A 21,919-nucleotide genomic window follows, 5' to 3' on the forward strand; every position below is an offset into this window, starting at 1 on the left:
GGAATTTTTACCTATCATCCAAGGATTAATAAAAGAAGCGGTCATGACAGGACGGCGCCGAAGCCTTCCAACGCGGCCCGCTGCCGTTTTTTCAGTTTCATCATTTCGACGGTTTCATGGGTCATCAACACCAGCGCGTCGGTGGGACACACATTCACGCAGGCCTGGCCCTCGGCGCGGCCCGCGCACAGATCGCATTTCTGCGCTTCCGCCTTGAGGCTTAACCCGGACAACGGATAACGCTCGTCATGCACATGCCGCGTGACGATGTCCATGGCACCGTAGGGGCAGGCGACGGCGCAGGTCTTGCAGCCGATGCATTTTTCCTGCAATACCTGGATAGAATCCTCCGCGTGGATAATGGCGCCGTTCGGGCAGGCATTGGCGCACGGGGCGTCCTCGCACTGACGGCACAGCACCGGGGTGCTGATATTCCACTCTTTCACCACTTTAAGCCGCGGCAAAAAATTCTCGTGATTCAGCGCGCCGGGGCGGTTGCCGTTGTGCGCCATAACGCAGGCGACCTCACAAGTGAAGCAGCCAATACATTTTTGTGGATCGGCTATTACGAACCGGTTCATTCATTTCTCCTCGCGGTTCCATCGGTCATGGTTCTCGGCCCGGTGGGATGGGCGAGATAATATCCCTATATAAAGCATGGTTTATGCCAGTTTGCACGCGCCGTGCTATTATTTTAATGCGTTGAAAAATAACGAATTAAATGTTCCGGTCCACCTCTGATGCAATATGATATGTCCGCCGGCGCCCATATCGTCAGATCCGCTGGCGAACGGTTCGACAAAAGTGTCGACCGGGAGTGGTGTCGATATCGTCCACCGAAGGCAATATAGGCCGGCGCCCAGGCGCGCCACGGTGCAAAAAACGCGGGCAAAGGCCTGTGTATAGACCGGTCAGATCGGTAACCCCTATGACCGTGCCATACAGGACGAGGTCCTCAGGCATCTTCTTCCGAGGGTGCCAGCCGGGTAAAAACACCGTCGCCCCGCCAGTCCGCCAATTGTGCGTACAGGGTATCGACGGCCGCTTTCACCGGCGCGGTCATGGGAAAATAAAACGCCACCACATCGGGCTGGATACCAATAAACAATACCTCTTTCACGTCTTCCTTTAATTGATCGATCACAAAGCTCAGCGGAAGATTATGGGTGCTCATGATAAACATATCGGCGATGATGGCGGGATCCACCAGCCGCAGCTCTCCGGGTTTAAGCGACATGTCGGCGGCGTCCACCACCACCACGCGTTTGGGGCGCAGGGCGCGTACCCGGTGGACCACGTTTTCCGGCGCGGATCCGCCGTTGACCACCGTCCAGCCGGCCACGGGCGCGCGGGTCATCAGGTCCGCCAGCAGGGGCCCGGCGCCATCGTCGCCCATCATGCTGTTGCCAACGGCCAATACCACGTTGTCGGCCCGGTCATCAGCGTTTGCGCGGGGGGGCGGCGCCGCATTGCCGATCCTGCCGTCAGCGTTGTCGTCAACGGTCATAACACTCTCCGTACAATCAGGTATATAGCCGGTTCATGGGTAATTTCGGCCAGCAGTCCGATAAGCCGGGCGCTCCATGTACTGAACGGCTCCGGCTGGTGTTCGCGCAGCGGCGCCAGGGCGTTGGCCAGCAGATCGGTATGGGTGCTGTCGATAACGATCTCGCCAAAGGTCAGCAGGCCGTGCATCTTGCGCCGCGCTTCCCCCTCTGGCAGCAGGGCGATCCACTGTTGGTACTGTTCCAGCGGGCAGCTGAATTCCTTGTTCAGGCAATCGATCACCCCCACGTGATGGCCGATGGCCAGGGAGTAATACATCACCTGTTTGGCCTGGGCGGGCATATCGTCGTCGCTGTCCAGGAACTTCTGGCGCAGCGACCAGAAATAGACGTCAGCCATGATGGGCCTCGCTGTCCAGGGTCAGCATCAGCTGCGCAACGATATCCTGCAAACGCGGATCGTCCGCGCGCCGCAGCCAGTCATCTACCCGCTGCGCCAATACCGCCGGCGTGGCGCCGGGCAGTAACGACAGCAGGGTGTCGCTGATTTCCCGTCCCGCGCGATAGCCCGCCATGCGGCGCGCGGCGCGCTCGACCAGCACCCGGGTATGCAGCGGCACGTCCGGCAGCAGCAGCGCCGCCTTTTCGTCCGGCAGCTCCAGGTGCGATTCGCCCTTCAGCTTTTGGTCCAGCAGGCCGAGCGCCACCGCAAAGCCATAGATTGTGGCGGCGGGGGTGGGTGGGCAGCCGGGGATCCACACATCGATGGGCACGATGCTTTCGCTGCCGCTCCAGACGCAGTACAGATCGTGGAAAATACCGCCGCCGCAGCCGCAGGCGCCGTACGAAATGCAGATTTTCGGGTCCGGCGCCGCGGCATAGGCGCGCAGCGCCGGCACCCGCATCGCCCGGGTGACCGCGCCGGTAAACAGCAGGATATCCGCGTGGCGCGGCGAGGCCACCACCTTGATACCGAAGCGTTCGGCGTCGAACAGCGGGGTAATGGCGGCGAAAATCTCGATTTCACAGCCGTTGCAGCCGCCGCAGTCCACGCGGTAGACATAGGCCGAACGCTTGATATCCTTCAGCAGCGTCTTTTTTAACGCCAGGGTCTGCGGGTCGGGGACCACGGGGATGCTGACATGGTGTTGCAGCGGAATGTCCTGCCGGCTCATTGGTTCTCTCTCCCCGTGTCGCGCGACAGGCGCAGGTCGCGATTGCTGTGCAGGTTCTGGTGGCGCTTACAGCCCGGACAGGTTTCAAACTGCGGGCGCAGCGCTTCCACCGTTCCGACGTCCAGGCCGGAATGCGCCAGCAGCGCCAGGGTGTAATCGACGGATTTCCTGGCGGTAAACGGCTGATGGCACACCCGGCATTCCTGCAGGCTAAAGGTGGCGTTGACATACAAATCCGCTTTTTGCGTCACCGCCATTTCAAACTCTTCCGACAGCCAGATGGCGCGGGTCGGGCACACCTCCTCGCAGCGGCCGCAGAAAATACAGCGGCCGAGAAACAGCTGCCAGCGTCGCTCGCCCGAGGCCAGATCGGTTTCCATGGTCAGGGCGTTGGCCGGGCAGACGCTGGTACAGGCGGCGCAGGCGATGCACTGCGCGGCGTCGTACTTCGGCTTGCCGCGGAATCCCGGTGCGACCGCCAGCGGTTTAAACGGATATTTTACCGTTGGCTCGCCGGCTTTCAGGATGGTTTTAAACAGTTTGAACATGGTTCAACCCTCTACTAAAGCGGCGAATGGGCGCGTTCAATGCCATAGCGTTCCAGCTCCTGATAAGGCACGGTTTTCGCCTTGCGCTTGTTGATATCCACCAGCGTTACGCGATCGGTGCAGGAGTAGCAGGGATCAAGACTACCGATGATCAGCGGCGCGTCGGAGATATTGTTGCCGCGCAGCATATAACGCAGCACCGGCCAGTTGGCATAGGTGGCGGCCCGGCAGCGCCAGCGGAACAGCTTCTGGTTGTCGCCGAGCATGCTCCAGTGCACATCCTCGCCGCGCGGCGCCTCGGAAAAGCCGAGCGCGAACTTATGCGGCTGGTAGGTGAAACCTTCGGTAAGCAGCGGACCGCCGGGCAGGTTATCCAGCCCGTACTCGATCATCGCCATTGAATCCAGCACCTCTTTAACCCGGACCATTATCCGGGAATACACATCGCAGCCGTCCAGGGTAAACAGGTTTTTCGGCAGGTTGGCGTAGTTGGCGTAGGGATGATCGAAACGCAGGTCACGCTTAAAGCCGCTGGCGCGGATCATCGGCCCCACCGGGCTGAAATCGCGGGCGATTTTCGGGTCCAGCCGGCCGATGCCCTGGGTGCGTTGCGCCATGTTCGGCGTGCTGAGCAGCATATCGACCAACTGGACGAAGTCGGCGCGCATTTCGGCCACCAATAACAGTGTCTTAATCCGCTGCTCCTTGAGGATATCGCGCCGGATGCCGCCGATCAGGTTCATGCCGTAGGTTTTGCGGGCGCCGGTCAGCAGCTCCGCCATGGTCATGGCTTTTTCGCGCACGCGGAAGAACTGCATAAAACCGGTGTCGAAGCCGACAAAGTGGCTGGACAGGCCGATATTCAGCAGGTGGCTGTGCAGGCGCTCCACTTCCAGCAGGATGCTGCGGATGGCGTGGGCGCGCGGCGGCACCACGATGCCCAGCGCGTTTTCCACCGAGTTGGTATAGGCCACGCTGTGGGTAAAGCCGCAGATGCCGCACACCCGATCCGACAGGAAGGTGACCTCGTTATAACCCATCCGGGTTTCCGCCAGCTTTTCCATGCCGCGATGGACATAGAACAGCCGGTAATCGGCGTCGACAATCTGCTCGCCGTCGACGAACAGGCGGAAGTGGCCCGGTTCGTCGGAGGTGATATGCAGCGGGCCGATGGGCACCACGCGGGTCTCGCCGGCGGCGGCGTTCTCGAAGGGATAGGTTTCGGTTTCCGAGGTCGGCGTCGGGCGCTGGCGATAGTCCATGCTGTCCTTGCGCAGCGGATAAAGATCTTCCGGCCAGTCGTCGGGCAGCACCAGGCGGCGCTCGTCCGGCAGGCCCACCGGGATCAGGCCGTACATATCGCGGATTTCGCGCTCGCCCCACACCGCCGCCGGCACGCGCGGCGTTACCGACGGAAATTCCAGGGTGAGGGCGCTCACCAGCGCCTTGACGATCACCCAGCACTTCTCGCCCTGTTCCATCGACAGTACGTAATAGACCGCGTAATCGCCGCACAGGGTGCGCTCGTCGTTGCCGAACAGCACCGACAGCCACCCGCCCTGGTTGTAATAGAGAAACTCCACCACCTCCGGCAGGGCGTTGACTTTAACCGTAATGGTTAGCTGGTTGGCCGTTTGCCATTCGTGCGCCAGGACCGCCGAGGGGAATTTTTCATTTACCTGCGCCAGGTAGCCGAGGCCGCTTTTTTTTTCGGAAAGAGTGTCGGAAATGATATCAGTCACTTAACTTCTCCTGACGGGGAATGAAGGGGAGTTGCCGTCCCGGTAGTCAGCGCGGCCCAGGGCCAGCTGAACGATGCCACGTCGCGGTTGAGCACGACGGTGGCGGCGTTTTCCAACAGCCCGATGACCGGCCGGGGGATATAGGTACCCATGATCAGCATCAGCACCAGCAGCACGGCCATCGGCAGCGTGGTCAGCCAGCCCAGTTCGCCTTTAGCGATCGCGGCGGGCCGATCGCCGAACGCCGTCATGGCAATCATGCGCACCAGCCCGCCGAGCACCAGGGTCAGCAGTAGCAACAGCAGCACGGTAAGCAGAAGATGGCCGCCCGCCAGGCCGGCGGTCACCGTCATGAATTCGCTCAGGAAAATATTAAACGGCGGCATGCCGCCCAGCGCCAGCGCGCCCGCCGCCATCATGACCGCGGTGAGGGGCGCGACGCGCAGCATGCCTTTTACCGCGCCCATATCGCGGGTGCCGTATTTCAGCAAAACATTCCCGGACCCGCAGAATAACAAGGTTTTTGTCAGGCTGTGGTTAAGGGTATGCAGCAGCGCCGCCAGCACGCCCAGGGGACCGCCGATACCAAGCGCCACCACGATAAGCCCCATGTTTTCCACGCTGGAATAGGCCAGCAAACGTTTAATATCGCGCTGCACCAGGATGAAAAACGCCGCCACCGCCACCGACAGCATGCCGAATACCATCAATAAGCGGCTGGGGAACACGGGGCCGATGGCGGCGCTGATAAGAATGTAATAGCGTAGGATAACCAACAGGGCACAGTTGAGCAGCACCGCCGACAGCAGGGCGCTGGTGGGGCTGGGCGCCTCGCTGTGCGCGTCCGGCAGCCAGGCGTGCATCGGGAACAGGCCGGTTTTGGTGCCGAAGCCTATCAGCACGAACACAAAGGCCAGGTGCATCAGCGTCGGGTCAAGCAGGCTGGTGTGCTGTAGCACCTCGGTCCAGAAAATCGCCTGGCCCGGGTCGGGCATGACGCTGGCGGCATTGGCGTAGACCAGGATGGTGCCGTACAGGCCGAAAGCGACGCCGACGGTACAGATAATGATGTATTTCCAGGCCGCCTCCAGCGAGGAACGCTGGCCGTAAAGGCCTACCAGAAACGCCGAGCTCAGGGTGGTGGCTTCCACCGCCGCCCACATCAGGATCAGGTTATTACTGCTGGCCACCAGCAGCATGGTGAATAAAAACAGATGAAAAAAACCGTAGTAATGGCATAGCGTCGTCACGGAGATTTCACCAGTGTCGACTTCATGGCGCATGTAGCCCATGGAGTACAGCCCGGTAATAAACCCGATAACGCCGAGGATGGTCAGGAATAATGCGCCCAGGCTGTCAATATACAGCCAACGGTGCGCCGCCAGCAGTTCCCCCTGCGTCATGACCCGGCTTACCACCCACAGCGCTTCCACCAGCAGCGCGGTTATTCCCAGGGCGTGCAGGGCGGTAACCAGGCCCCGCGCCGCGCCGCCGGCGAACCGGCAGGCAAACGCCAGCAGCGATATCAGCAGCGGCGTGACCAGTAATAACAATAGAACAGCGGTATTGCTCATCTCATTACCCCTTCAGCGCCGTCAGTTGATTGACGTTGAGCGTGTTGAGCGTGCGGTAGATTTTGCGTGCCATGAACGCCATGATCAGCACGGCGAAGATAGCGTCGGTGGCAATACCAATTTCCACCAGCTCCGGCGCCCGGTTGGCCAGGAGCGCCAGGGTCAGGTGCGAGCCGTTTTCCATCAGGCAATAACCGAAAACCTGCTTGAGGATATTGCGTTGGGTGACGATGCACAGCAGCCCAAGCAGGAAGTGGCCCAGCGATACCGCCAGCGCCGGTTTCAGCGCGGCCACCATCGGCAGGTTTACCGGAGCGACGACAAACCAGCACAGCAGCACGATGACGGCCGCCGCCAGCATCAGCATGGTCGGGCTGATAATGCCGCCGTCCGCGCCGGGATCCGACAATTTGCTAAAGGCCCGGGCCATGATCAGCGGCACCAGCACCACTTTGGTAATCAAGGCGCTCAGGGACCACAGCATCAACTGGTGGGCCTGCAAGGTCTCCGCCAGGGTGAAAAAAATCAGCACCAGCACCAGCGATTGCAGGGCATACCAACAGCAGGAGACAACGGGGCGTTTGGCGCCGATGACCAATAGCGAGGTGAGCATCATCAGGCCCGCGAGGTTATTGACAATAAGAGATCCGGTCATAGTCTTGTTCCTTATCCAAGCCAGGCGACGGCAATAAAGCTGGAGCACAGCGACATCACCACCAGTACGGCAAGCACCGCGCTCATGGCCGGCGGCACGGGAGCGGCCCGCGCCACCTCGTCGCTGGGCTTGCCGGGAACCACCCGCCCGAACCAATACATTAACCAGACGAAGCTGGCGACGGATTCAATTAACACCAGGATCATCAGCGGCGTCAGTACCCAGTACTGGCGCGACAAGGCGAAACCGGCGGCGAAAATCGGGAACTTGCTGAAGAAACCGTTGAACGGCGGTACGCCGGTAATAGCCAGCGCCGCCACGCAAAAGCCGATGCCCACCAGCGGCATCTTGCCCAGCACGCCGCGCAGGCGCGGCAGCATGCGCGTGCCGCAGCTGTAGCTGAGCGCGCCGGCCACCAGGAAAAACAGGCTTTTGGCGAAGGCATGGTTGAAAATGTAGGCAATGGCGCCGTTAAAGGCTTCCTTCGACCCGAAAATCGCCAGCGACAGCGCAAAAAAGATATAGGCCAGCTGGGTAATGGTGGACCAGGCCAGCAGCCGCTTCATATCCTTTTGCGGCAGGTACATCATGAAACCGTAGATCATGGTAACCACCGCCATGATCATGCCGACCCAGCCGATGATATGCGGCACGTCGCCGGCGGATAAAATGGCGCGGGCAAAGATATACACGCCGACCTTGACCATGGACGCGGCATGCAGATAGGCGCTGACCGGAGTCGGCGCCTCCATGGCGTCCGGCAGCCAGGCCTGCAGCGGCAGCTGGGCGGACTTGCCCCAGGCGGCGAACAGGATGCCGCCGAACACCACCAGCGCGGCGGCGCCCTTTACCTGGCCCAGCGCGCTGAGCGCGAAGGTGCCGGTGTTGAGGAACAACGTGGCCGCCGCCAGGTAGAGGCCGACCGCCGCCAGATGGGTGATCAGCAATGCTTTCATGGCGGAACGTTGGGCCTTTGGCGTTTGGTAGTACCCAATCAATCCCCAGGAGCAGCCGCCGGTGATTTCAAAAAACAGCAATTGGCCGAGCAGGGTTGACGACAGCACCAATCCCGCCATGGCGCCGATAAACACCAGCAGGAAGGCGTAATAACGATTGGTGCCCTCATGAGGGTGTTCCCGGTTGCCGGTGGTAAGGTAACCGGTGGAATAGAGGCTGACCAGCAGCCCGAGGAACACCACCGCAAAGGCGATCAGCGTGCTGATGCGATCGACGGTGATGCCAATCAGCGCCGCGTCGCCGTAGGCCAGCAGGGTGTAGGTGGCATCGGCTTTGCCACCGCTGAAAAACGCCTGAGCCAACAGTAGCGTGCCGATGGTTGCCAAGAGCGCGAAAAAAGTGCAAAGCCATTTCGCCATGCGTTGGGGCAGGCAGGCGGTCAGCAGCGCGCCGACAAACGGGACCAGAACAGTCGCAAGGGCTATATTCTCCATAATGAATTTCCTGGCTCCTTAAAGTCCGGTGAGGTAAAAAACAAAGGACAGCGCGGCGACGCCGAATCCCAGCCAGGTCACGCGCGGGATCAATAAAAAGCGCCCGCGCGCCAGGCTGTTTTCCAACAGGGAGGCGAGGGTAAATACCACCACCAGCTTGACGATCGTGGCTACCAGCGCCCAGAGCAGCGACGGCGCGGTCAGTCCCGTGACCTTGCCGAAGGGAATAAACACCGCCAGGAACAGTTCGGCCATCACCACCTGTTTCAGGCCGATGCCCCATTTCACCAGCGCCAGGCCGGAACCGCCGTACTCGGTCAGCGGCCCCTCCTGCAGCTCCTGCTCCGCTTCCGCCACGTCGAACGGGATTTTGCCCATTTCGATAAAGGTGGCGAAACCGCAGGCCAGCAGGGCCAGGAAGGTGGCGGTGGGGGAGACCCAGCCGGAGGAAAGCCGGGCGCTGATGGCGCCGATATTGGTGGACCCGGTAATCAGCGCCACCACCAGCAGCGCCAAAATCAGGGTCGGCTCCACCAGTACGCCCAGCGTCAGCTCGCGGCTGGCGCCGATACCGGCGAAGGTGCTGCCGGTGTCCAGCCCCGCCAGTGAAAAGAAGAACCGGAACAGCGCGAACAGGTAGAGCAGGGCGATCAGGTCCCCCGCCGCGCCAAACGGCGAGAATTGGGTAAACACCGGCAGGGTCATCGACACCAGCAGCATGCTGCCCAGCAGCACGTAAGGCATCGCGCGAAATACCGGCCCCGCCTGCTCCGGCGCCACGTCCTGGCGCTTTAGCAGCTTGGCGATATCGCGGTAATCCTGCCACAGGCCCGGCCCGCGCCGGGAGTGCATGCGGGCGCGGATTTGCCGTGACAGGCCGGTCAGCAGCGGCGTCACCGCCAGCAGCAGCAGCGCCTGGACCAGCGCGAACAGCCCCATGGTCAGCGACGGCAACGGTTGTATCAACATGGTCTCTCTCCTCAGAGGGCGGTGACAAGCAGCAGGATGACCAGCGCGGCGACCACGTACAGGCAGTAGATACGGAAATCCCCGCCCTGCAAGACCTGGACCCGCCCTCCCATACGCTGGATGATACGTACCAATGGATTAATGATGTCCTCATCCCAGAAAGGCTCTACGCGACCCGACCCCTGCGTGGCGCACTCCAGCGCGCGCTTAAGCCGGGGCGCGGGATCAAGCTGGCGCCTGAGTCGATATAGGGTGGCGAACATCACGCGCAGCGGCTGGGTAAAACCGCCGGCCGACATGGCCATCAGCGGCTCCCAGCCGTAACCGCAGGCCCAGGGTTCGCCGCCACGGCGATAACCGGGCTGGCCGCCTTTGCGCAGCAGGTAAATCACCAGGGGGATCAGCGGCAGGGCCAGCAGCAGGATAAATATCATCAGCGGAGACAGCATGGCCTGGTCTGCCCGCTGCGGCACCAGCAGCGCGCCCTGGACCACGGTAAAATCATGGGCCTGGCTTAGCCCGGCGGCGACGTTGCCCAATACCGGCGCCACCCAGGACGCGCCGGCGCCAAGCAGGACGCACAGCAAGGCCAGCAGCAGCATGGCCGTGGTCATTTGCCAGGGCACCTCGCGGGCCTGGGCGGCCTTTTCACTCCTGGCCGCGCCGCAGAAGCTGATGCCGTAGACCTTGACAAAACACATCGCCGCCAGCGCGCCGGTGATGGCCAGCATCACCATCGCCACCGGGCCGCCCAGGCGCATGATAAAGCCGCCGTCATGGCTCATGGTGAACAGGGATTGGTAGGTGTACCACTCGCTGACAAAGCCGTTGAGCGGCGGCAGCGCGGAAATGGCCATGCAGCCGATAAGAAAGGCGATTGCGGTCAGCGGCATCAGGCGGCCGAGGCCGCCCATCTTTTCCATATCGCGGGTATGCACGCGCCAGATAACGGCGCCGGCGCCGAGAAACAGCAGTCCCTTGAACACCGCGTGGTTAAGCAGATGGTAGAGCGCGCCGAGCAGCCCCAGCGCGGCCAGCACCGGATGATGGGCGGCAATGCCCGCCATGCCGACGCCGACGCCCATCAGGATGATGCCGATGTTTTCCACCGTATGCCACGCCAGCAGCCGTTTGATATCGTGTTCCGCCAGCGCGTACAGCACCCCGAGCACCGAGGACACCGCGCCGAAGGCCAGCACCAGGATGCCCCACCACAGCTGGCTGGCGCCCAGCAGGTCGATGCCGACCTTGATAATGCCGAAAATGCCGATTTTCACCATCACGCCGGACATCAGCGCCGAGGCGTGCGACGGCGCGGCGGGATGCGCGCGCGGCAGCCAGCCGTGCAGGGGCAGCATGCCGGCCTTGGCGCCGAAGCCGAAAAACGCCAGCAGGAATACCGCCGAGGCACCGGAGGGCGAGAGCGTAAGCCCGCGGAACGACGCAAACTCCAGGCTGCCGCTCTGGCGCCACATCAGGAAGAACGACACCATGATCAGCACCGAACCGGCGTGGGCGATAAAGAAGTACAGCAGCCCGGCGTCGATGGATTCGTCATCCTGATCGGCAATCACCAGGAACCAGGACGCCAGCGACATCATTTCGAAGAAAATAATGAACCAAAAGGCGTTGTCCATCACCACCAGGGCGGCCATCGAGGCGATAAACAGGTTCATAAAGAAGCCCATCGCCGCCGCGCCCCGGCCCTGGTACTCGCGCACATAGGCGATGGAGTAGAGGGCGCACACCGTGACCAGCAGCGAAATCACCAGCAGCATAAAGGCCGCCAGGCCGTCGAGGCGCACGCTGAAGGCGGCAAAGGGAAAGGGACCGGCGGCGGCATAGGCCAGCGTTTCACCGCTGAGCAATACCGGGATGGCGGCCAGCAGGCCGAGCACCCCGCCGGCCATCGCCGCCAGGCCGGCGACCCAGATCGCCAGCCCTTCCCGGCGCGCGAGCAGTAGCGACAGGATGCCGCCGATAACGTACAGCCCGAGCGAACCGCTGAGTAACTGAAAGGCGCCCATGTTTACTCCTGCTCCGGTGAGGATGGGGAAAGAAAGTCCAGATCGGACGACAGCCAGCGCGCCGCATATCTGCGCCTGCGTTGGCTGGCCTGTTCCACGGCGCCGTCGTCCACCAGCACCAGCGCGTCGGTCGGGCAGACCCGGACGCACTGCGGGCCGTCGGGATGAAACGCGCACAGATCGCATTTCACCGCCACGCTCCTGACGCCGGCGTTCCAGGCCAGGAACGGATTCATGTTTTGCGGACTTTCCGGCAGGTCGGCCAGTTCCCGCGAGGGGATAAAGTTCTCGAACAGCGCCGGCACGTTCACCGGCTTGCTGCCCGAGGGTGTGATGGCGCCGAACGGGCAGGCCAGCCCGCACAGTTTGCAGCCGATGCACAGGCTCTCGTTGAGGACGATGGCATCCGGCCCATGGGTAATGGCGTTAACCGGGCAGACGCGGGCGCAGGGCGCGTCCTCACAATGGCGGCACAGCACCGGCGCGGTGTGTTCATCGGAACGCGTAACGGATAGCCTGGGATGCGACTGCAACCCGACGGCCTTATGCACCTGGGTACAGGCGGCCATACAGGTATTACATCCAATACAAAGCTGTGGCTCCGCGATAACAAAGCGGTTCATAACCCTCTCCTCCAGGAGAAACGGATGGCAGTCAGGCTGCATGCTTTATTGATGCCGCCGTTGGTACCTGCGACTGTGCCGCGTCTAAAGCATATTCCATGCCATCAGTAGGGTTATGGGCGGCAAGGCGCGCGCTGCGGGTGTCCGCGTAAAGGCGGGGAATCAAAAAGCGCGCAGGGGCGCAGGATATCGTCATAAGTGTCGACCCCGGAGGCCCCCTCGCCGTCGTCATAAGTGACGACGGGCCGTTCCCGGCCGCCTGAGGCGGCTATCGGCGATCGAGGCATATTTATCAAGCTGATTTTTATGCTTAAATTATTCTGGCCGGCAAATTAGACCTGGCATCCCGCTTGCATCTGACCGGTAGCGGGCTATTGTCCATGCCGTCACAAGCGGAGTTATCAATGCATGAGTTAACACTGGCGCAGAACACGCTGGAGATCCTGGAACAGCAGGCGCGGCTGAACGGCGCCCGGCGCGTGACCGGCGTGTGGCTGGCCATCGGCGCGTTTTCCTGCGTCGAGGCGGAATCCCTGCATTTCTGCTTTGACATGGTGTGCCGCGGCACGGCGGCCGAGGGATGCGAGCTGCATCTCGAGCAGCAGCCGGCCTTGGCCTGGTGCGCCCGCTGCGCGCGGCAGGTCACGCTGCCCCACGCGCCGCTGCTGGTCTGCCCGCTGTGCGGCGGACATCAGTTGCAAACAGATGCCCATGACCACATCCAGATCAAACGACTGGAAGTGGCGTAACGTTATACTGGGCCTATTCCCGATGTTAGGAGACTTGCCATGTGCAGTACCTGCGGTTGTGCCGAAGGCGAACGTCATATCGAAGGTGATGATGATCAGCATGATCATCGCCGCGATCACCATCATCATGACCACAGCCATGCCCATCATGATCATCCCCATCATGACGCCGCCCATGCCGTCCCGGCGCCGCGGCGCATCAGCCTGACCGCTGCCGCGCCCGCGACGGTAATCCATCATCATCACTACCACGGCGAAGTGCACAATCACTACTACAGCCTGGCGCCCGGACAAAGCGCGCCGCCTCCCCAGGCCGCCGCCGGGCACGCTGTTCATCATGGCGATAGTACGTGGCATAGCGCTGGGAATAGCGCCGGCCAAGCGGCATATCGCGATGGCGACACCGGCGGGGCGGTGTTCAACCCGCAGGCCAGCGCGCAGGGCGATCTCGACTACGGCCAGGGCGCGGCGGGCACCCATGCGCCCGGTCTCAGCCAGCGCCGCATGGTGGAAATTGAGATTGACGTGCTGGATAAAAATAACCGCCTGGCGGCCCATAACCGCGAGCATTTCCAATCGCGGAATATCCTGGCGCTGAACCTGGTTTCCAGCCCCGGCTCGGGTAAAACCACCCTGCTGACCGAAACGCTGCTGCGCTTGCGGGACCGGGTCAGCTGCGCGGTGATCGAGGGCGATCAGCAAACCACCAATGACGCCGAACGCATCCGCGCCACCGGCGCGCCGGCCATCCAGGTCAATACCGGCAAAGGCTGCCATCTCGACGCGCAGATGGTCCACGACGCCGTCCATCGGCTGGCGCCGCCGGATAACAGCCTGCTGTTTATCGAAAACGTCGGCAACCTGGTCTGCCCGGCCGGTTTTGATCTTGGCGAACGGCATAAGGTGGTGGTGCTGTCGGTCACCGAAGGGGAGGACAAACCGTTGAAATATCCCCATATGTTTGCCGCCGCCGGCTTGATGATCCTGAATAAAACCGATCTGCTGCCCTGGGTCCAGTTTGACGTCGATACCTGTATCGCCAATGCCCGCCGGGTCAATCCGGCGATTGCGGTGCTGATGGTGTCGGCCACCGCCGGCTCGGGCATGGACGCCTGGCTGGCTTGGCTGGCGGATCTGCTGGCGGTCAGCCGGGCAGGGCCGGGCGCGGGGGAGCGGCAGTCATGTGCATAGGCATTCCCGGCCAGGTGGTGGCGCTGGACGAGACGAGTCCGGGCAATGCCTGGGTCGATGTGTGCGGTGTCAAACGGCGGGTGAACGTGCGGCTGGTCTGCGCCGACGATGCCGCCATGGCGGCCCTGCCGGGGCAATGGATCCTGGTGCACGTCGGGTTCGCCATGAGCCTGCTCGATGAGGGCGAAGCCCGGGAAACCCTTGATGCCCTCCGGGCCATGGGCGAGGTCGAGCCGGACGTGGGCCTGTTCCTGCGCGGGGGGGAAACCGATGCGGTTCGTTGACGAATACCGCCAGCCCGAGCTGGTGAGCGGCCTGGTCGCCCGCATCACCGAGCATATGGCGCATACCGGCTATACCCCGGACCGGCCCCTGCAGATCATGGAGGTCTGCGGCGGCCATACCCACGCCATTTTTAAATTTGGCCTTGACAAACTGTTGCCGCCGTCGCTGGAATTTATCCACGGGCCGGGGTGCCCGGTATGCGTGCTGCCCGCCGGCCGTATCGATGCCTGCCTGGAAATCGCCTCGCGTCCCGAGGTGATTTTTTGCACCTTCGGCGACGCCATGCGCGTGCCCGGCCGCAACGGTTCGCTGCTGACCGCCCGCCGGCGGGGCGCCGACGTGCGTTTGGTCTGGTCGCCGCTTGACGCGCTGGAGATTGCCCGGCGGAACCCCGACCGGCAGGTGGTGTTTTTTGGCATCGGTTTCGAGACCACCATGCCCGCCAGCGCCGTTACCCTGCAACAGGCGCGCGCCGACGGGGTGGATAACTTTTTCCTGTTCTGCCAGCACATTACCCTGATGCCGACGCTGAAAAGCCTGCTGGCGCAGCCGGACGTGCGCATCGACGGGTTTATCGCGCCGGGCCACGTCAGCATGGTGATTGGCGAACAGCCCTTTGCCTACATCAGCGACGTTTGCCATAAGCCGGTGGTGGTCACCGGTTTTGAACCGGGCGATATCCTGCAGGGGCTGCTGATGCTGATCGAACAGTACGCCGACGGGCGCTGCACGGTGGAAAACCAGTACCGGCGCGTGGTGCCCGGCGCGGGCAACGGACTGGCGCAGCGCGCCATGGACGAGGTGTTTATTACCGAGGGCGCCAGCGAATGGCGCGGCCTGGGGGTGATCGAAGACTCCCGCGTCAGCCTGCGTCCGGACTGGATGCGCTTTGACGCGGAGCAGCGTTTCCACCCGGCGCAGCAGCCGGTGGCGGACGATCCGCGCGCCCGCTGCGGCGCGGTGCTGACCGGGCGCTGCAAACCGGCGGACTGCCCGCTGTTCGGCGGCGTATGCACGCCGGAAAATGCGTTCGGCGCGCTGATGGTTTCATCGGAGGGGGCATGCGCCGCCTGGTATCAATATCGTCGGAGTGAGGCATGAACAAACAGATTACGCTGGCGCACGGCAACGGCGGCGGCGCCATGCAGGCGCTGATAAGCGGGGTATTCATCAAGGCCTTCGATAATCCGCTGCTCAGCACTGGGGAAGACCAGGCCCGCCTGGCGCTCAGCGAGTTAACCCTGCTTGGCGACCAACTGGCGTTTACCACCGACAGCTATGTGGTGGATCCGCTGTTTTTCCCCGGCGGCGACATTGGCAAGCTGGCGGTGTGCGGCACCGCCAACGATCTGGCGGTCAGCGGCGCTACCCCGCGCTGGCTCTCCTGCGGTTTTATCCTCGAGGAAGGGTTGCCGCTGGCAACCCTGGAACGGGTGGTCCGGTCCATGGCCGCCACCGCCCGCGGCGCCGGCATCCAGATTGTTACCGGCGATACCAAGGTGGTGCCGCGCGGCGCGGTGGATAAATTGTTTATCAATACCGCCGGCCTGGGCGTCATCCCCGCCGGCATCGACTGGGGAGTGACCCGCATCCGCGCGGGGGACAGCATCCTGGTCAGCGGCACGCTGGGGGATCACGGCGCCACCATTCTGAACCTGCGGGAAAATCTCGGCATGGAGGCGGAACTGGCCAGCGACTGCGCGGTGCTGGCGCCGCTTATCGCCACCCTGCGCGCTATCGCCGGCGTGCGCGCCCTGCGCGACGCCACGCGCGGCGGCGTCACCGCCATCCTGCATGAATTCACCCGCGGCAGCGGCTGCGGCATGGACGTCAGTGAGTCGGCGCTGCCGGTGAAAACCACGGTGCGCGGCCTGTGCGAACTGCTGGGCCTGGAGCCGCTGAACTTCGCCAATGAAGGCAAGCTGGTGCTGGTGGTGGATCCGGCCGCGGAGCAGGACGTGCTGCAGGCGCTGCGTGGGCATCCGCTGGGGCGTGACGCCGCGGTTATCGGCCAGGTGACCAATGATAAACAGGTGCGGCTGCGCGGGCTGTACGGCGTCAGCCGTTTGCTCGATCTGCCGCACGATGAACCGCTGCCGAGGATTTGCTGAGCGGAGGCGATGATGGCGCACAACGGCATCCTGATACGCATCACCGGCAAGGTCCAGGGGGTAGGGTTCCGGCCGACGGTTTGGCAGGTGGCCCATCGCCTGGGCCTTACCGGCGATGTCGGCAATAACGCCGGCGGCGTCGAGGTGCGGCTGTGGGGTCACGACGCCGCGCGGTTTATCGGGCAACTGCGCCGGGACTGCCCTAAGCTTGCGGCCATCGACGGTATCGAAATCCTGCCCTGGCATTGGGCGCGGCCGCCGTCGTCCTTTACCATTATCGCCAGCCGCGGCGGCGCGATGAAGACCCAGGTGGTGCCGGACGCGGCCACCTGCGATGATTGCCTGGCAGAACTTAACGATCCCGCCAACCGCCGTTTTCGTTATCCCTTCATCAACTGTACCCACTGCGGACCGCGTTTTACCCTGATCCGCCGCATGCCCTACGACCGGCCCAATACCGCCATGGACAGGTTTCCGCAATGTCCCGACTGCCTGGCCGAGTATCAGGATCCCGCCGAACGCCGTTTCCACGCCCAGCCGAACGCCTGTCCCACCTGTGGCCCGCAGGTTTGGCTGGCGGAGCGGCTGGGCGGGCGTCTGGCCGATAACGACGCCGCCATCACCGAGGCGGCGCGGCGGCTGCTGGACGGGGAAATCCTGGCGGTAAAGGGACTGGGCGGTTTTCACCTGGCCTGCGACGCCACCAACGGGGCGGCGGTGGCGCGGCTGCGCGCGCGCAAACACCGGCCGTCCAAACCGCTGGCGGTGATGATGCCGGACAGCGGTTGGCTACGCCGCTGCCTCGGCCGGGACGACCCGGCGCTGGTGGCGCTGTTGCGCTCGCCCGCCGCGCCCATTGTGCTGGCGCCGCTGCCGGTGGGGGCCGCGCCGTCGGATTTGGCGGTGGCCGCGTACGGTGCCGGCTGCGAGGAAGCCCCGATGCCTACCGCGCCAGTTGCCGGCGCGTCGGCCGATTGGCCGATGTCATCAGACTGCGCGGCGGAACCCACCGCCACGCGTCGTGGGGAGCTGTGCGATGGGATTGCGCCCGGGCTGCATGAAATCGGCGTGATGCTGCCGGCCAGTCCGTTGCAACATTTATTATTGCAGCGCGCGGGGCGGCCGCTGGTGATGACCTCGGGCAATCTTAACGGCCGCCCGCCGGCGCTCACCAACCGGCAGGCGCTGGAGGATTTGGCGTCGATTGCGGACGGCTGGCTGTTGCACGATCGCGATATCGTCCAGCGCGCCGACGATTCCCTGGTGCGCCTCACCGCTAATGGCGTTGAGATGCTGCGCCGTTCCCGGGGGTATGTACCCGACGCCATCACGCTGCCGCCCGGTTTTGCCCAGGCCCCGGCCATATTGGCCATGGGGGCGGATTTAAAAAATACCTTCTGCCTGCTGCGCGACGGGCAGGCGGTGCTGAGCCAGCATCTGGGCGATCTGGCGGATGAAGGTATCCATTGCCAGCAGCGGCAGGCGCTGGCGCTGTTCAACGCTATCTGGGATTTTACCCCCGGCGCGCTGGCGGTGGACGCCCATCCCGGCTATCTCAGCCGCCGCTGGGGCGAGGCGCTGGCGCTTGAGCTGCATTTGCCCTGCGAGACCGTTCTGCATCATCACGCCCATCTGGCGGCCTGCCTGGGCGAACACGGCTGGCCGCTCGACGGCGGACCGGTGATCGGGCTGGCGCTGGACGGGCTGGGCTACGGCGGCGAGCGGCAAACAGGGAACTCCGGCGCGTTGGCGGACAGCCGGGAAAGCGATAACGGCGGCGATATGCCGCGGGATGGCTGGCCTGGGGCCGTCGTCCCCGGGGACGACGGCCCTGGGAGCGGCGGCCTCTGGGGCGGAGAGTGCCTGAAGGTGGATTACCGCAGCTGCGAATGGCAGGGCGGCCTGCCCGCCGTGGCCCTGCCCGGCGGCGATCTGGCGTCGAGCCAGCCCTGGCGCAACCTGCTGGCGCAGTGGCTGGCGTTTGTACCCGACTGGCGCAGCCTGCCCGAAGCCGGGGTCATCCCACCGGGCGCGGGCGAACTGCTGGCCCGGGCGGTAGCGCGCGGGATCAACGCGCCGCCGGCGTCCTCCACCGGCCGGTTGTTCGACGCGGTAGCCGCCTCGCTTGGGCTGTGCGCCGCCGAAACCAGCTGGGAAGGGGAGGCCGCCTGCCGGCTCGAGGCGCTGGCGTGGCGTGCCGCCGGGCCGGCGTGGAAACCGCCAGACGCACCGGCAGAGGCCTTGCCCGGGACTGAGACGATAGCGCCGGCAGAGGCATCGCCAGTTAGGGTGTTTACCGCGTCGGCGGCAACACCGGCGGTAACCCTGCCGGTGTCGATACCGCTGCTGGATGGCCGGCTGGATCTGGCGACCTTCTGGCGCCAATGGCTGGCCTGGCGCGCCGGGCCGGCCGAACGGGCCTATGGTTTCCATCTGGCCCTGGCGCGGGGGTTTGCCGCGTTGGCCCGCCAGGCGGCGGCGCGTCACGGCCTCGATACCGTCGTCCTGTCCGGCGGCGTACTGCATAACCGGCTGTTCCGCGAACTGCTGGCGCGGGAATTGCACGGCCTGCGCGTGCTGGCGCCCGCCCGCCTGCCGGCCGGGGACGGCGGACTGGCGCTGGGGCAGGCCCTGATCGCCGCCGCGCGCCTGCTGCGATGACGTGCGCCGGCTTACCGGCTCAGCGTTGCCGGAAGGTCATCCCGCCCGGCCGGGCCGATCGAACTGGTCGATATAGTCTTGCTGCAGATCCTCACAGCGGGTTTTCAGGCGCTCGTACAACTGGCGTATCGCCGGCGAAAACTGTTTACGGTGCGGGCAGATAAGATGCAACGGTATCAGATCCCCCCGATAAGGTTTTAATATCACCTCCAGGCTGCCCGCGCGCACATCCCGGCAGACATCCAGCCAGGATTTATAGGCAATCCCTTCGCCGGCGATGGCCAGGCGGCGCACCACTTCCGCGTCGTCGCTGGTCAGGCTGCCGCTCACGCCGACCACCTGCCGTTGTCCGTCCAGATAAAAACGCCATTTATCGTAGACCCGGCCGCGCAGCACAAACGTCAGGCAATCATGGCCGGCCAGATCGGCCGGCGTCCGCGGGCGACCATGGCGCGCCAGATACTCCGGCGACGCCACCACCACCCGGTGATTGTCCGCCGCCAGCGGCAGCGCGACATAACTGGCGTCGTCCATAACGCCGTAGCGAAAGGCCACGTCCACCGGATCCTTGAAGACGTCGGCCACCTGGTCGGATAAATAGAGCCGCACCTGCAGGTTGGGATGGTCATGGCGAAATTCGGTAATCCAGGGCAGCAACAGGTTGCGTCCCAGATCGGACGGCGCGGCGATCTGCAGCAGGCCATGCAGGCCGGTCGGTTCCTGATGCAGCAGGTCGCGCCCTTCGCGCAGGGTTTGCAGCACCTTACAGGCATAGGGCAGGTATTGCTCGCCTTCGGCGGTCAGGCGCAGGCTGCGGGTGGAACGGGCAAACAGACGGATATTCAGCTCCCGCTCCAGGCGTTTGATGGCCGCGCTCACCTGGGCCGGCAATAAATCCACTTCACGCGCCGCGTTCGAAAAGCTGCCCAGCGCCGCCGAACGGACAAACAACGCCAGATCATCAATCCTCACCATATCCCATTCCTATAAAAAAGCCGTAGGCACCAGGGGTCCCGGCGCCAATGCCTGACAAGATACCGGCAGTATAGCGCTGAACCCGGCGGAGGGGGGGATGGGAAATATTTACATAATCTTGACAAATGATACAAATCCACAATAAAAGTAAGATTATTACGTGCTATAAACAAATAGTTAACATTTTAAAAACAATTTTTCTCGCTATATTCTCATCCGGGTAACGGGGGAAAACCCCGGCCGCATATCCCGACCCTAGCTTATTTTTCCGGTGCCACCGCGATGGCGACCGATTTAAAGATAGGACAATGACTATGTTTAACTGGACCTCTACACAGCGCCATGTGGCCTTAGCCTGTTTTGCCTGCTGGATGCTGGACGCGTTCGACTTTTTTATCCTGGTGTTTGTGTTAAGCGATCTCGCCTCCTGGTTTAAAACCGATATTTCCAGCGTCTCCATCTCGATCATGCTTACCCTGGCGGTGCGCCCGCTGGGTGCGCTGCTGTTCGGCCGCCTGGCGGAAAAGTTTGGCCGCCGGCCGATTTTAATGGTCAACGTGCTGATGTTTTCGCTGTTTGAACTGCTCTCGGCCTGGTCGCCTACCCTGGCGGCCTTTATCGCCTTCCGCGTGATTTATGGCGTGGCGATGGGCGGCATTTGGGGGGTGGCGTCCTCGCTGGCGATGGAAACCATTCCCGACCGGTCCCGCGGCCTGATGTCGGGCATTTTCCAGGCGGGCTACCCCGCCGGCTATCTGCTGGCGGCGATTATCTTCGGCCTGTTCTTCAATAGCGTCGGCTGGCGCGGCATGTTCCTGATAGGCGCGCTGCCGGTGCTGCTGCTGCCGTACATCTACTTTAAGGTGCCGGAGTCGCCGGTATGGCTGGCGGCCAGGGAACGTAAAGAGAGCGTGGCGCTGCTGCCGATCATTCGCACGCACTGGAAACTCTGTATCTATATGGTGCTGCTGATGGCCTGCTTTAACTTTTTCAGCCACGGCACCCAGGATCTCTATCCCACCTTCCTGAAAGTACAGCACGGCTTTGATCCCCATACCGTCAGCATTATCGCCATCTGTTATAATATTGCCGCCATGCTCGGCGGGATCTGCTTTGGCTCCCTGTCGGAAAAAATAGGCCGCAAGAAAGCGATGATCATCGCCTCACTGCTGGCCCTGCCGGTGCTGCCGCTGTGGGCCTTCGCCAGCGGATCGGTGTTGATAGGCCTGGGCGCGTTCCTGATGCAGTTCATGGTGCAGGGCGCCTGGGGCGTGGTGCCCACCTACCTGACGGAGCTGGTGCCCGCTAATTCACGCGCGGTGCTGCCGGGATTTGTCTACCAGTTGGGTAACCTGATCGCGTCGGTGAACGCCACCCTGCAATCCCGTATCGCCGAAGCGCACGGCAATAACTACGGCCTGGCCATGGCCATAGTGGCGGGCACCGTGGCGATCCTGATCGGCATATTGGTCAGCTTCGGGCGTGAAACGCAGGGCAAAACCATTTCCGGTTATGATAACGGCGACCGCGCCGGCCCCGCTCCGGAAAGATCCGCCTCCGGCGCGGGCAGGTAAATAACGTCCCGCTGCAAGCTATAGCGGGCGCCGCCCAGGTTGATAACCGGCCCGGGCGGCCCTTCCACGCCCCCGATCCGGGTTTTATCCCCGCCGCTTTTCAT

20 protein-coding genes are annotated in these 21,919 nt (G+C 63.2%); 7 read left to right on the top strand and 13 right to left on the bottom strand.

Going from position 1 to position 21,919, the window contains the following annotated elements:
• Positions 1–41: 41 nt before the first annotated feature.
• The 12 genes from GRH90_RS14995 to GRH90_RS15050 all read right to left on the bottom strand — a co-directional run bounded on the left by GRH90_RS14995 (position 42) and on the right by GRH90_RS15050 (position 12,269).
• On the bottom strand, positions 42–581 hold the full coding sequence (locus GRH90_RS14995) for a 4Fe-4S dicluster domain-containing protein (RefSeq protein ID WP_162366768.1): 540 nt from the start codon (positions 579–581) through the stop codon (positions 42–44).
• A gap of 374 nt (positions 582–955) precedes the next feature.
• A complete protein-coding gene (hycI, locus tag GRH90_RS15000; protein WP_162366859.1) occupies positions 956–1,399 on the bottom strand; it encodes a hydrogenase maturation peptidase HycI in 444 nt (147 codons plus the stop codon).
• A 104-nt stretch (positions 1,400–1,503) separates the two neighbouring features.
• A complete protein-coding gene (locus GRH90_RS15005; protein WP_162366769.1) occupies positions 1,504–1,905 on the bottom strand; it encodes a formate hydrogenlyase maturation HycH family protein in 402 nt (133 codons plus the stop codon).
• Positions 1,898–2,680: an NADH-quinone oxidoreductase subunit B family protein gene (locus GRH90_RS15010; RefSeq protein ID WP_162366770.1), complete on the bottom strand. Its 783-nt coding sequence runs from the start codon at positions 2,678–2,680 to the stop codon at positions 1,898–1,900. The genes GRH90_RS15005 and GRH90_RS15010 overlap by 8 nt, the downstream gene beginning before the upstream one ends.
• Positions 2,677–3,228 carry a hydrogenase 4 subunit H gene (gene hyfH, locus GRH90_RS15015; protein ID WP_162366771.1) on the bottom strand — a complete coding sequence of 184 codons (552 nt, stop codon included), beginning with the start codon at positions 3,226–3,228 and terminating at the stop codon, positions 2,677–2,679. Before hyfH ends, GRH90_RS15010 begins: the two co-directional genes overlap by 4 nt.
• Before the next feature lie 14 nt (positions 3,229–3,242).
• Positions 3,243–4,970, bottom strand: a complete 1,728-nt coding sequence (locus tag GRH90_RS15020) for a hydrogenase large subunit (RefSeq protein WP_162366772.1) — start codon at positions 4,968–4,970, stop codon at positions 3,243–3,245.
• Entirely contained in the window at positions 4,967–6,544 is a 1,578-nt protein-coding gene (locus GRH90_RS15025; RefSeq protein WP_162366773.1) for a hydrogenase 4 subunit F, read from the bottom strand. Before GRH90_RS15025 ends, GRH90_RS15020 begins: the two co-directional genes overlap by 4 nt.
• A gap of 4 nt (positions 6,545–6,548) precedes the next feature.
• Complete coding sequence (gene hyfE, locus GRH90_RS15030) at positions 6,549–7,199, bottom strand: hydrogenase 4 membrane subunit (RefSeq protein WP_162366774.1); 651 nt, start codon at positions 7,197–7,199, stop codon at positions 6,549–6,551.
• An 11-nt stretch (positions 7,200–7,210) separates the two neighbouring features.
• Positions 7,211–8,650 carry a hydrogenase 4 subunit D gene (locus GRH90_RS15035; RefSeq protein ID WP_162366775.1) on the bottom strand — a complete coding sequence of 480 codons (1,440 nt, stop codon included), beginning with the start codon at positions 8,648–8,650 and terminating at the stop codon, positions 7,211–7,213.
• Positions 8,651–8,668: 18 nt separating this feature from the next.
• Positions 8,669–9,619: a respiratory chain complex I subunit 1 family protein gene (locus tag GRH90_RS15040; protein ID WP_162366776.1), complete on the bottom strand. Its 951-nt coding sequence runs from the start codon at positions 9,617–9,619 to the stop codon at positions 8,669–8,671.
• A gap of 11 nt (positions 9,620–9,630) precedes the next feature.
• Entirely contained in the window at positions 9,631–11,646 is a 2,016-nt protein-coding gene (gene hyfB, locus GRH90_RS15045; RefSeq protein ID WP_162366777.1) for a hydrogenase 4 subunit B, read from the bottom strand.
• 2 nt (positions 11,647–11,648) lie between these two features.
• A complete protein-coding gene (locus GRH90_RS15050; RefSeq protein WP_162366778.1) occupies positions 11,649–12,269 on the bottom strand; it encodes a 4Fe-4S dicluster domain-containing protein in 621 nt (206 codons plus the stop codon).
• Between the two features lie 404 nt (positions 12,270–12,673).
• On the opposite strand from GRH90_RS15050, the gene hypA reads away from it, so the two are divergent.
• Genes hypA through GRH90_RS15080 form a run of 6 tightly spaced genes read left to right on the top strand, consistent with a single transcriptional unit; the run spans position 12,674 to position 19,266 of the window.
• Complete coding sequence (gene hypA, locus GRH90_RS15055; RefSeq protein WP_162366779.1) at positions 12,674–13,018, top strand: hydrogenase maturation nickel metallochaperone HypA; 345 nt, start codon at positions 12,674–12,676, stop codon at positions 13,016–13,018.
• Between the two features lie 39 nt (positions 13,019–13,057).
• Complete coding sequence (hypB, locus tag GRH90_RS15060; RefSeq protein WP_162366780.1) at positions 13,058–14,209, top strand: hydrogenase nickel incorporation protein HypB; 1,152 nt, start codon at positions 13,058–13,060, stop codon at positions 14,207–14,209.
• Positions 14,200–14,493 (top strand): HypC/HybG/HupF family hydrogenase formation chaperone, encoded by a 294-nt coding sequence (gene hypC / locus GRH90_RS15065; RefSeq protein ID WP_162366781.1) that lies wholly within the window; start codon positions 14,200–14,202, stop codon positions 14,491–14,493. Before hypB ends, hypC begins: the two co-directional genes overlap by 10 nt.
• On the top strand, positions 14,480–15,595 hold the full coding sequence (gene hypD / locus GRH90_RS15070; protein ID WP_162366782.1) for a hydrogenase formation protein HypD: 1,116 nt from the start codon (positions 14,480–14,482) through the stop codon (positions 15,593–15,595). Before hypC ends, hypD begins: the two co-directional genes overlap by 14 nt.
• Positions 15,592–16,605, top strand: coding sequence for a hydrogenase expression/formation protein HypE (hypE, locus tag GRH90_RS15075; RefSeq protein WP_162366783.1), 1,014 nt, complete (start codon positions 15,592–15,594; stop codon positions 16,603–16,605). Before hypD ends, hypE begins: the two co-directional genes overlap by 4 nt.
• Before the next feature lie 12 nt (positions 16,606–16,617).
• Positions 16,618–19,266: a carbamoyltransferase HypF gene (locus tag GRH90_RS15080; protein WP_246236079.1), complete on the top strand. Its 2,649-nt coding sequence runs from the start codon at positions 16,618–16,620 to the stop codon at positions 19,264–19,266.
• 36 nt (positions 19,267–19,302) lie between these two features.
• Here GRH90_RS15080 and GRH90_RS15085 read toward each other — a convergent pair whose 3' ends face one another.
• On the bottom strand, positions 19,303–20,241 hold the full coding sequence (locus GRH90_RS15085; RefSeq protein ID WP_162366785.1) for a LysR family transcriptional regulator: 939 nt from the start codon (positions 20,239–20,241) through the stop codon (positions 19,303–19,305).
• Between the two features lie 308 nt (positions 20,242–20,549).
• On the opposite strand from GRH90_RS15085, the gene GRH90_RS15090 reads away from it, so the two are divergent.
• Positions 20,550–21,815 (top strand): MFS transporter, encoded by a 1,266-nt coding sequence (locus GRH90_RS15090; protein WP_376766083.1) that lies wholly within the window; start codon positions 20,550–20,552, stop codon positions 21,813–21,815.
• Positions 21,816–21,919 lie beyond the last annotated feature (104 nt).

It is taken from the genome of Acerihabitans arboris, assembly GCF_010131535.1.
GTDB classification, from domain to species: domain Bacteria; phylum Pseudomonadota; class Gammaproteobacteria; order Enterobacterales; family Enterobacteriaceae; genus Acerihabitans; species Acerihabitans arboris.

What these genes read in the sequence shown, in the direction of transcription:
- GRH90_RS15085 (WP_162366785.1), bottom strand. Translation starts at nt 20,241, where the DNA reads ATGGTGAGGATTGATGATCTGGCGTTGTTTGTCCGTTCGGCGGCGCTG.
- hypB (WP_162366780.1), top strand. Translation starts at nt 13,058, where the DNA reads ATGTGCAGTACCTGCGGTTGTGCCGAAGGCGAACGTCATATCGAAGGT.
- hyfB (WP_162366777.1), bottom strand. Translation starts at nt 11,646, where the DNA reads ATGGGCGCCTTTCAGTTACTCAGCGGTTCGCTCGGGCTGTACGTTATC.
- hypC (WP_162366781.1), top strand. Translation starts at nt 14,200, where the DNA reads ATGTGCATAGGCATTCCCGGCCAGGTGGTGGCGCTGGACGAGACGAGT.
- hypA (WP_162366779.1), top strand. Translation starts at nt 12,674, where the DNA reads ATGCATGAGTTAACACTGGCGCAGAACACGCTGGAGATCCTGGAACAG.
- GRH90_RS15010 (WP_162366770.1), bottom strand. Translation starts at nt 2,680, where the DNA reads ATGAGCCGGCAGGACATTCCGCTGCAACACCATGTCAGCATCCCCGTG.
- GRH90_RS15040 (WP_162366776.1), bottom strand. Translation starts at nt 9,619, where the DNA reads ATGTTGATACAACCGTTGCCGTCGCTGACCATGGGGCTGTTCGCGCTG.
- hycI (WP_162366859.1), bottom strand. Translation starts at nt 1,399, where the DNA reads ATGATGGGCGACGATGGCGCCGGGCCCCTGCTGGCGGACCTGATGACC.
- GRH90_RS14995 (WP_162366768.1), bottom strand. Translation starts at nt 581, where the DNA reads ATGAACCGGTTCGTAATAGCCGATCCACAAAAATGTATTGGCTGCTTC.
- GRH90_RS15035 (WP_162366775.1), bottom strand. Translation starts at nt 8,650, where the DNA reads ATGGAGAATATAGCCCTTGCGACTGTTCTGGTCCCGTTTGTCGGCGCG.
- GRH90_RS15080 (WP_246236079.1), top strand. Translation starts at nt 16,618, where the DNA reads ATGGCGCACAACGGCATCCTGATACGCATCACCGGCAAGGTCCAGGGG.
- hypD (WP_162366782.1), top strand. Translation starts at nt 14,480, where the DNA reads ATGCGGTTCGTTGACGAATACCGCCAGCCCGAGCTGGTGAGCGGCCTG.
- GRH90_RS15005 (WP_162366769.1), bottom strand. Translation starts at nt 1,905, where the DNA reads ATGGCTGACGTCTATTTCTGGTCGCTGCGCCAGAAGTTCCTGGACAGC.
- hyfE (WP_162366774.1), bottom strand. Translation starts at nt 7,199, where the DNA reads ATGACCGGATCTCTTATTGTCAATAACCTCGCGGGCCTGATGATGCTC.
- GRH90_RS15050 (WP_162366778.1), bottom strand. Translation starts at nt 12,269, where the DNA reads ATGAACCGCTTTGTTATCGCGGAGCCACAGCTTTGTATTGGATGTAAT.
- hypE (WP_162366783.1), top strand. Translation starts at nt 15,592, where the DNA reads ATGAACAAACAGATTACGCTGGCGCACGGCAACGGCGGCGGCGCCATG.
- GRH90_RS15090 (WP_376766083.1), top strand. Translation starts at nt 20,550, where the DNA reads ATGACTATGTTTAACTGGACCTCTACACAGCGCCATGTGGCCTTAGCC.
- hyfH (WP_162366771.1), bottom strand. Translation starts at nt 3,228, where the DNA reads ATGTTCAAACTGTTTAAAACCATCCTGAAAGCCGGCGAGCCAACGGTA.
- GRH90_RS15025 (WP_162366773.1), bottom strand. Translation starts at nt 6,544, where the DNA reads ATGAGCAATACCGCTGTTCTATTGTTATTACTGGTCACGCCGCTGCTG.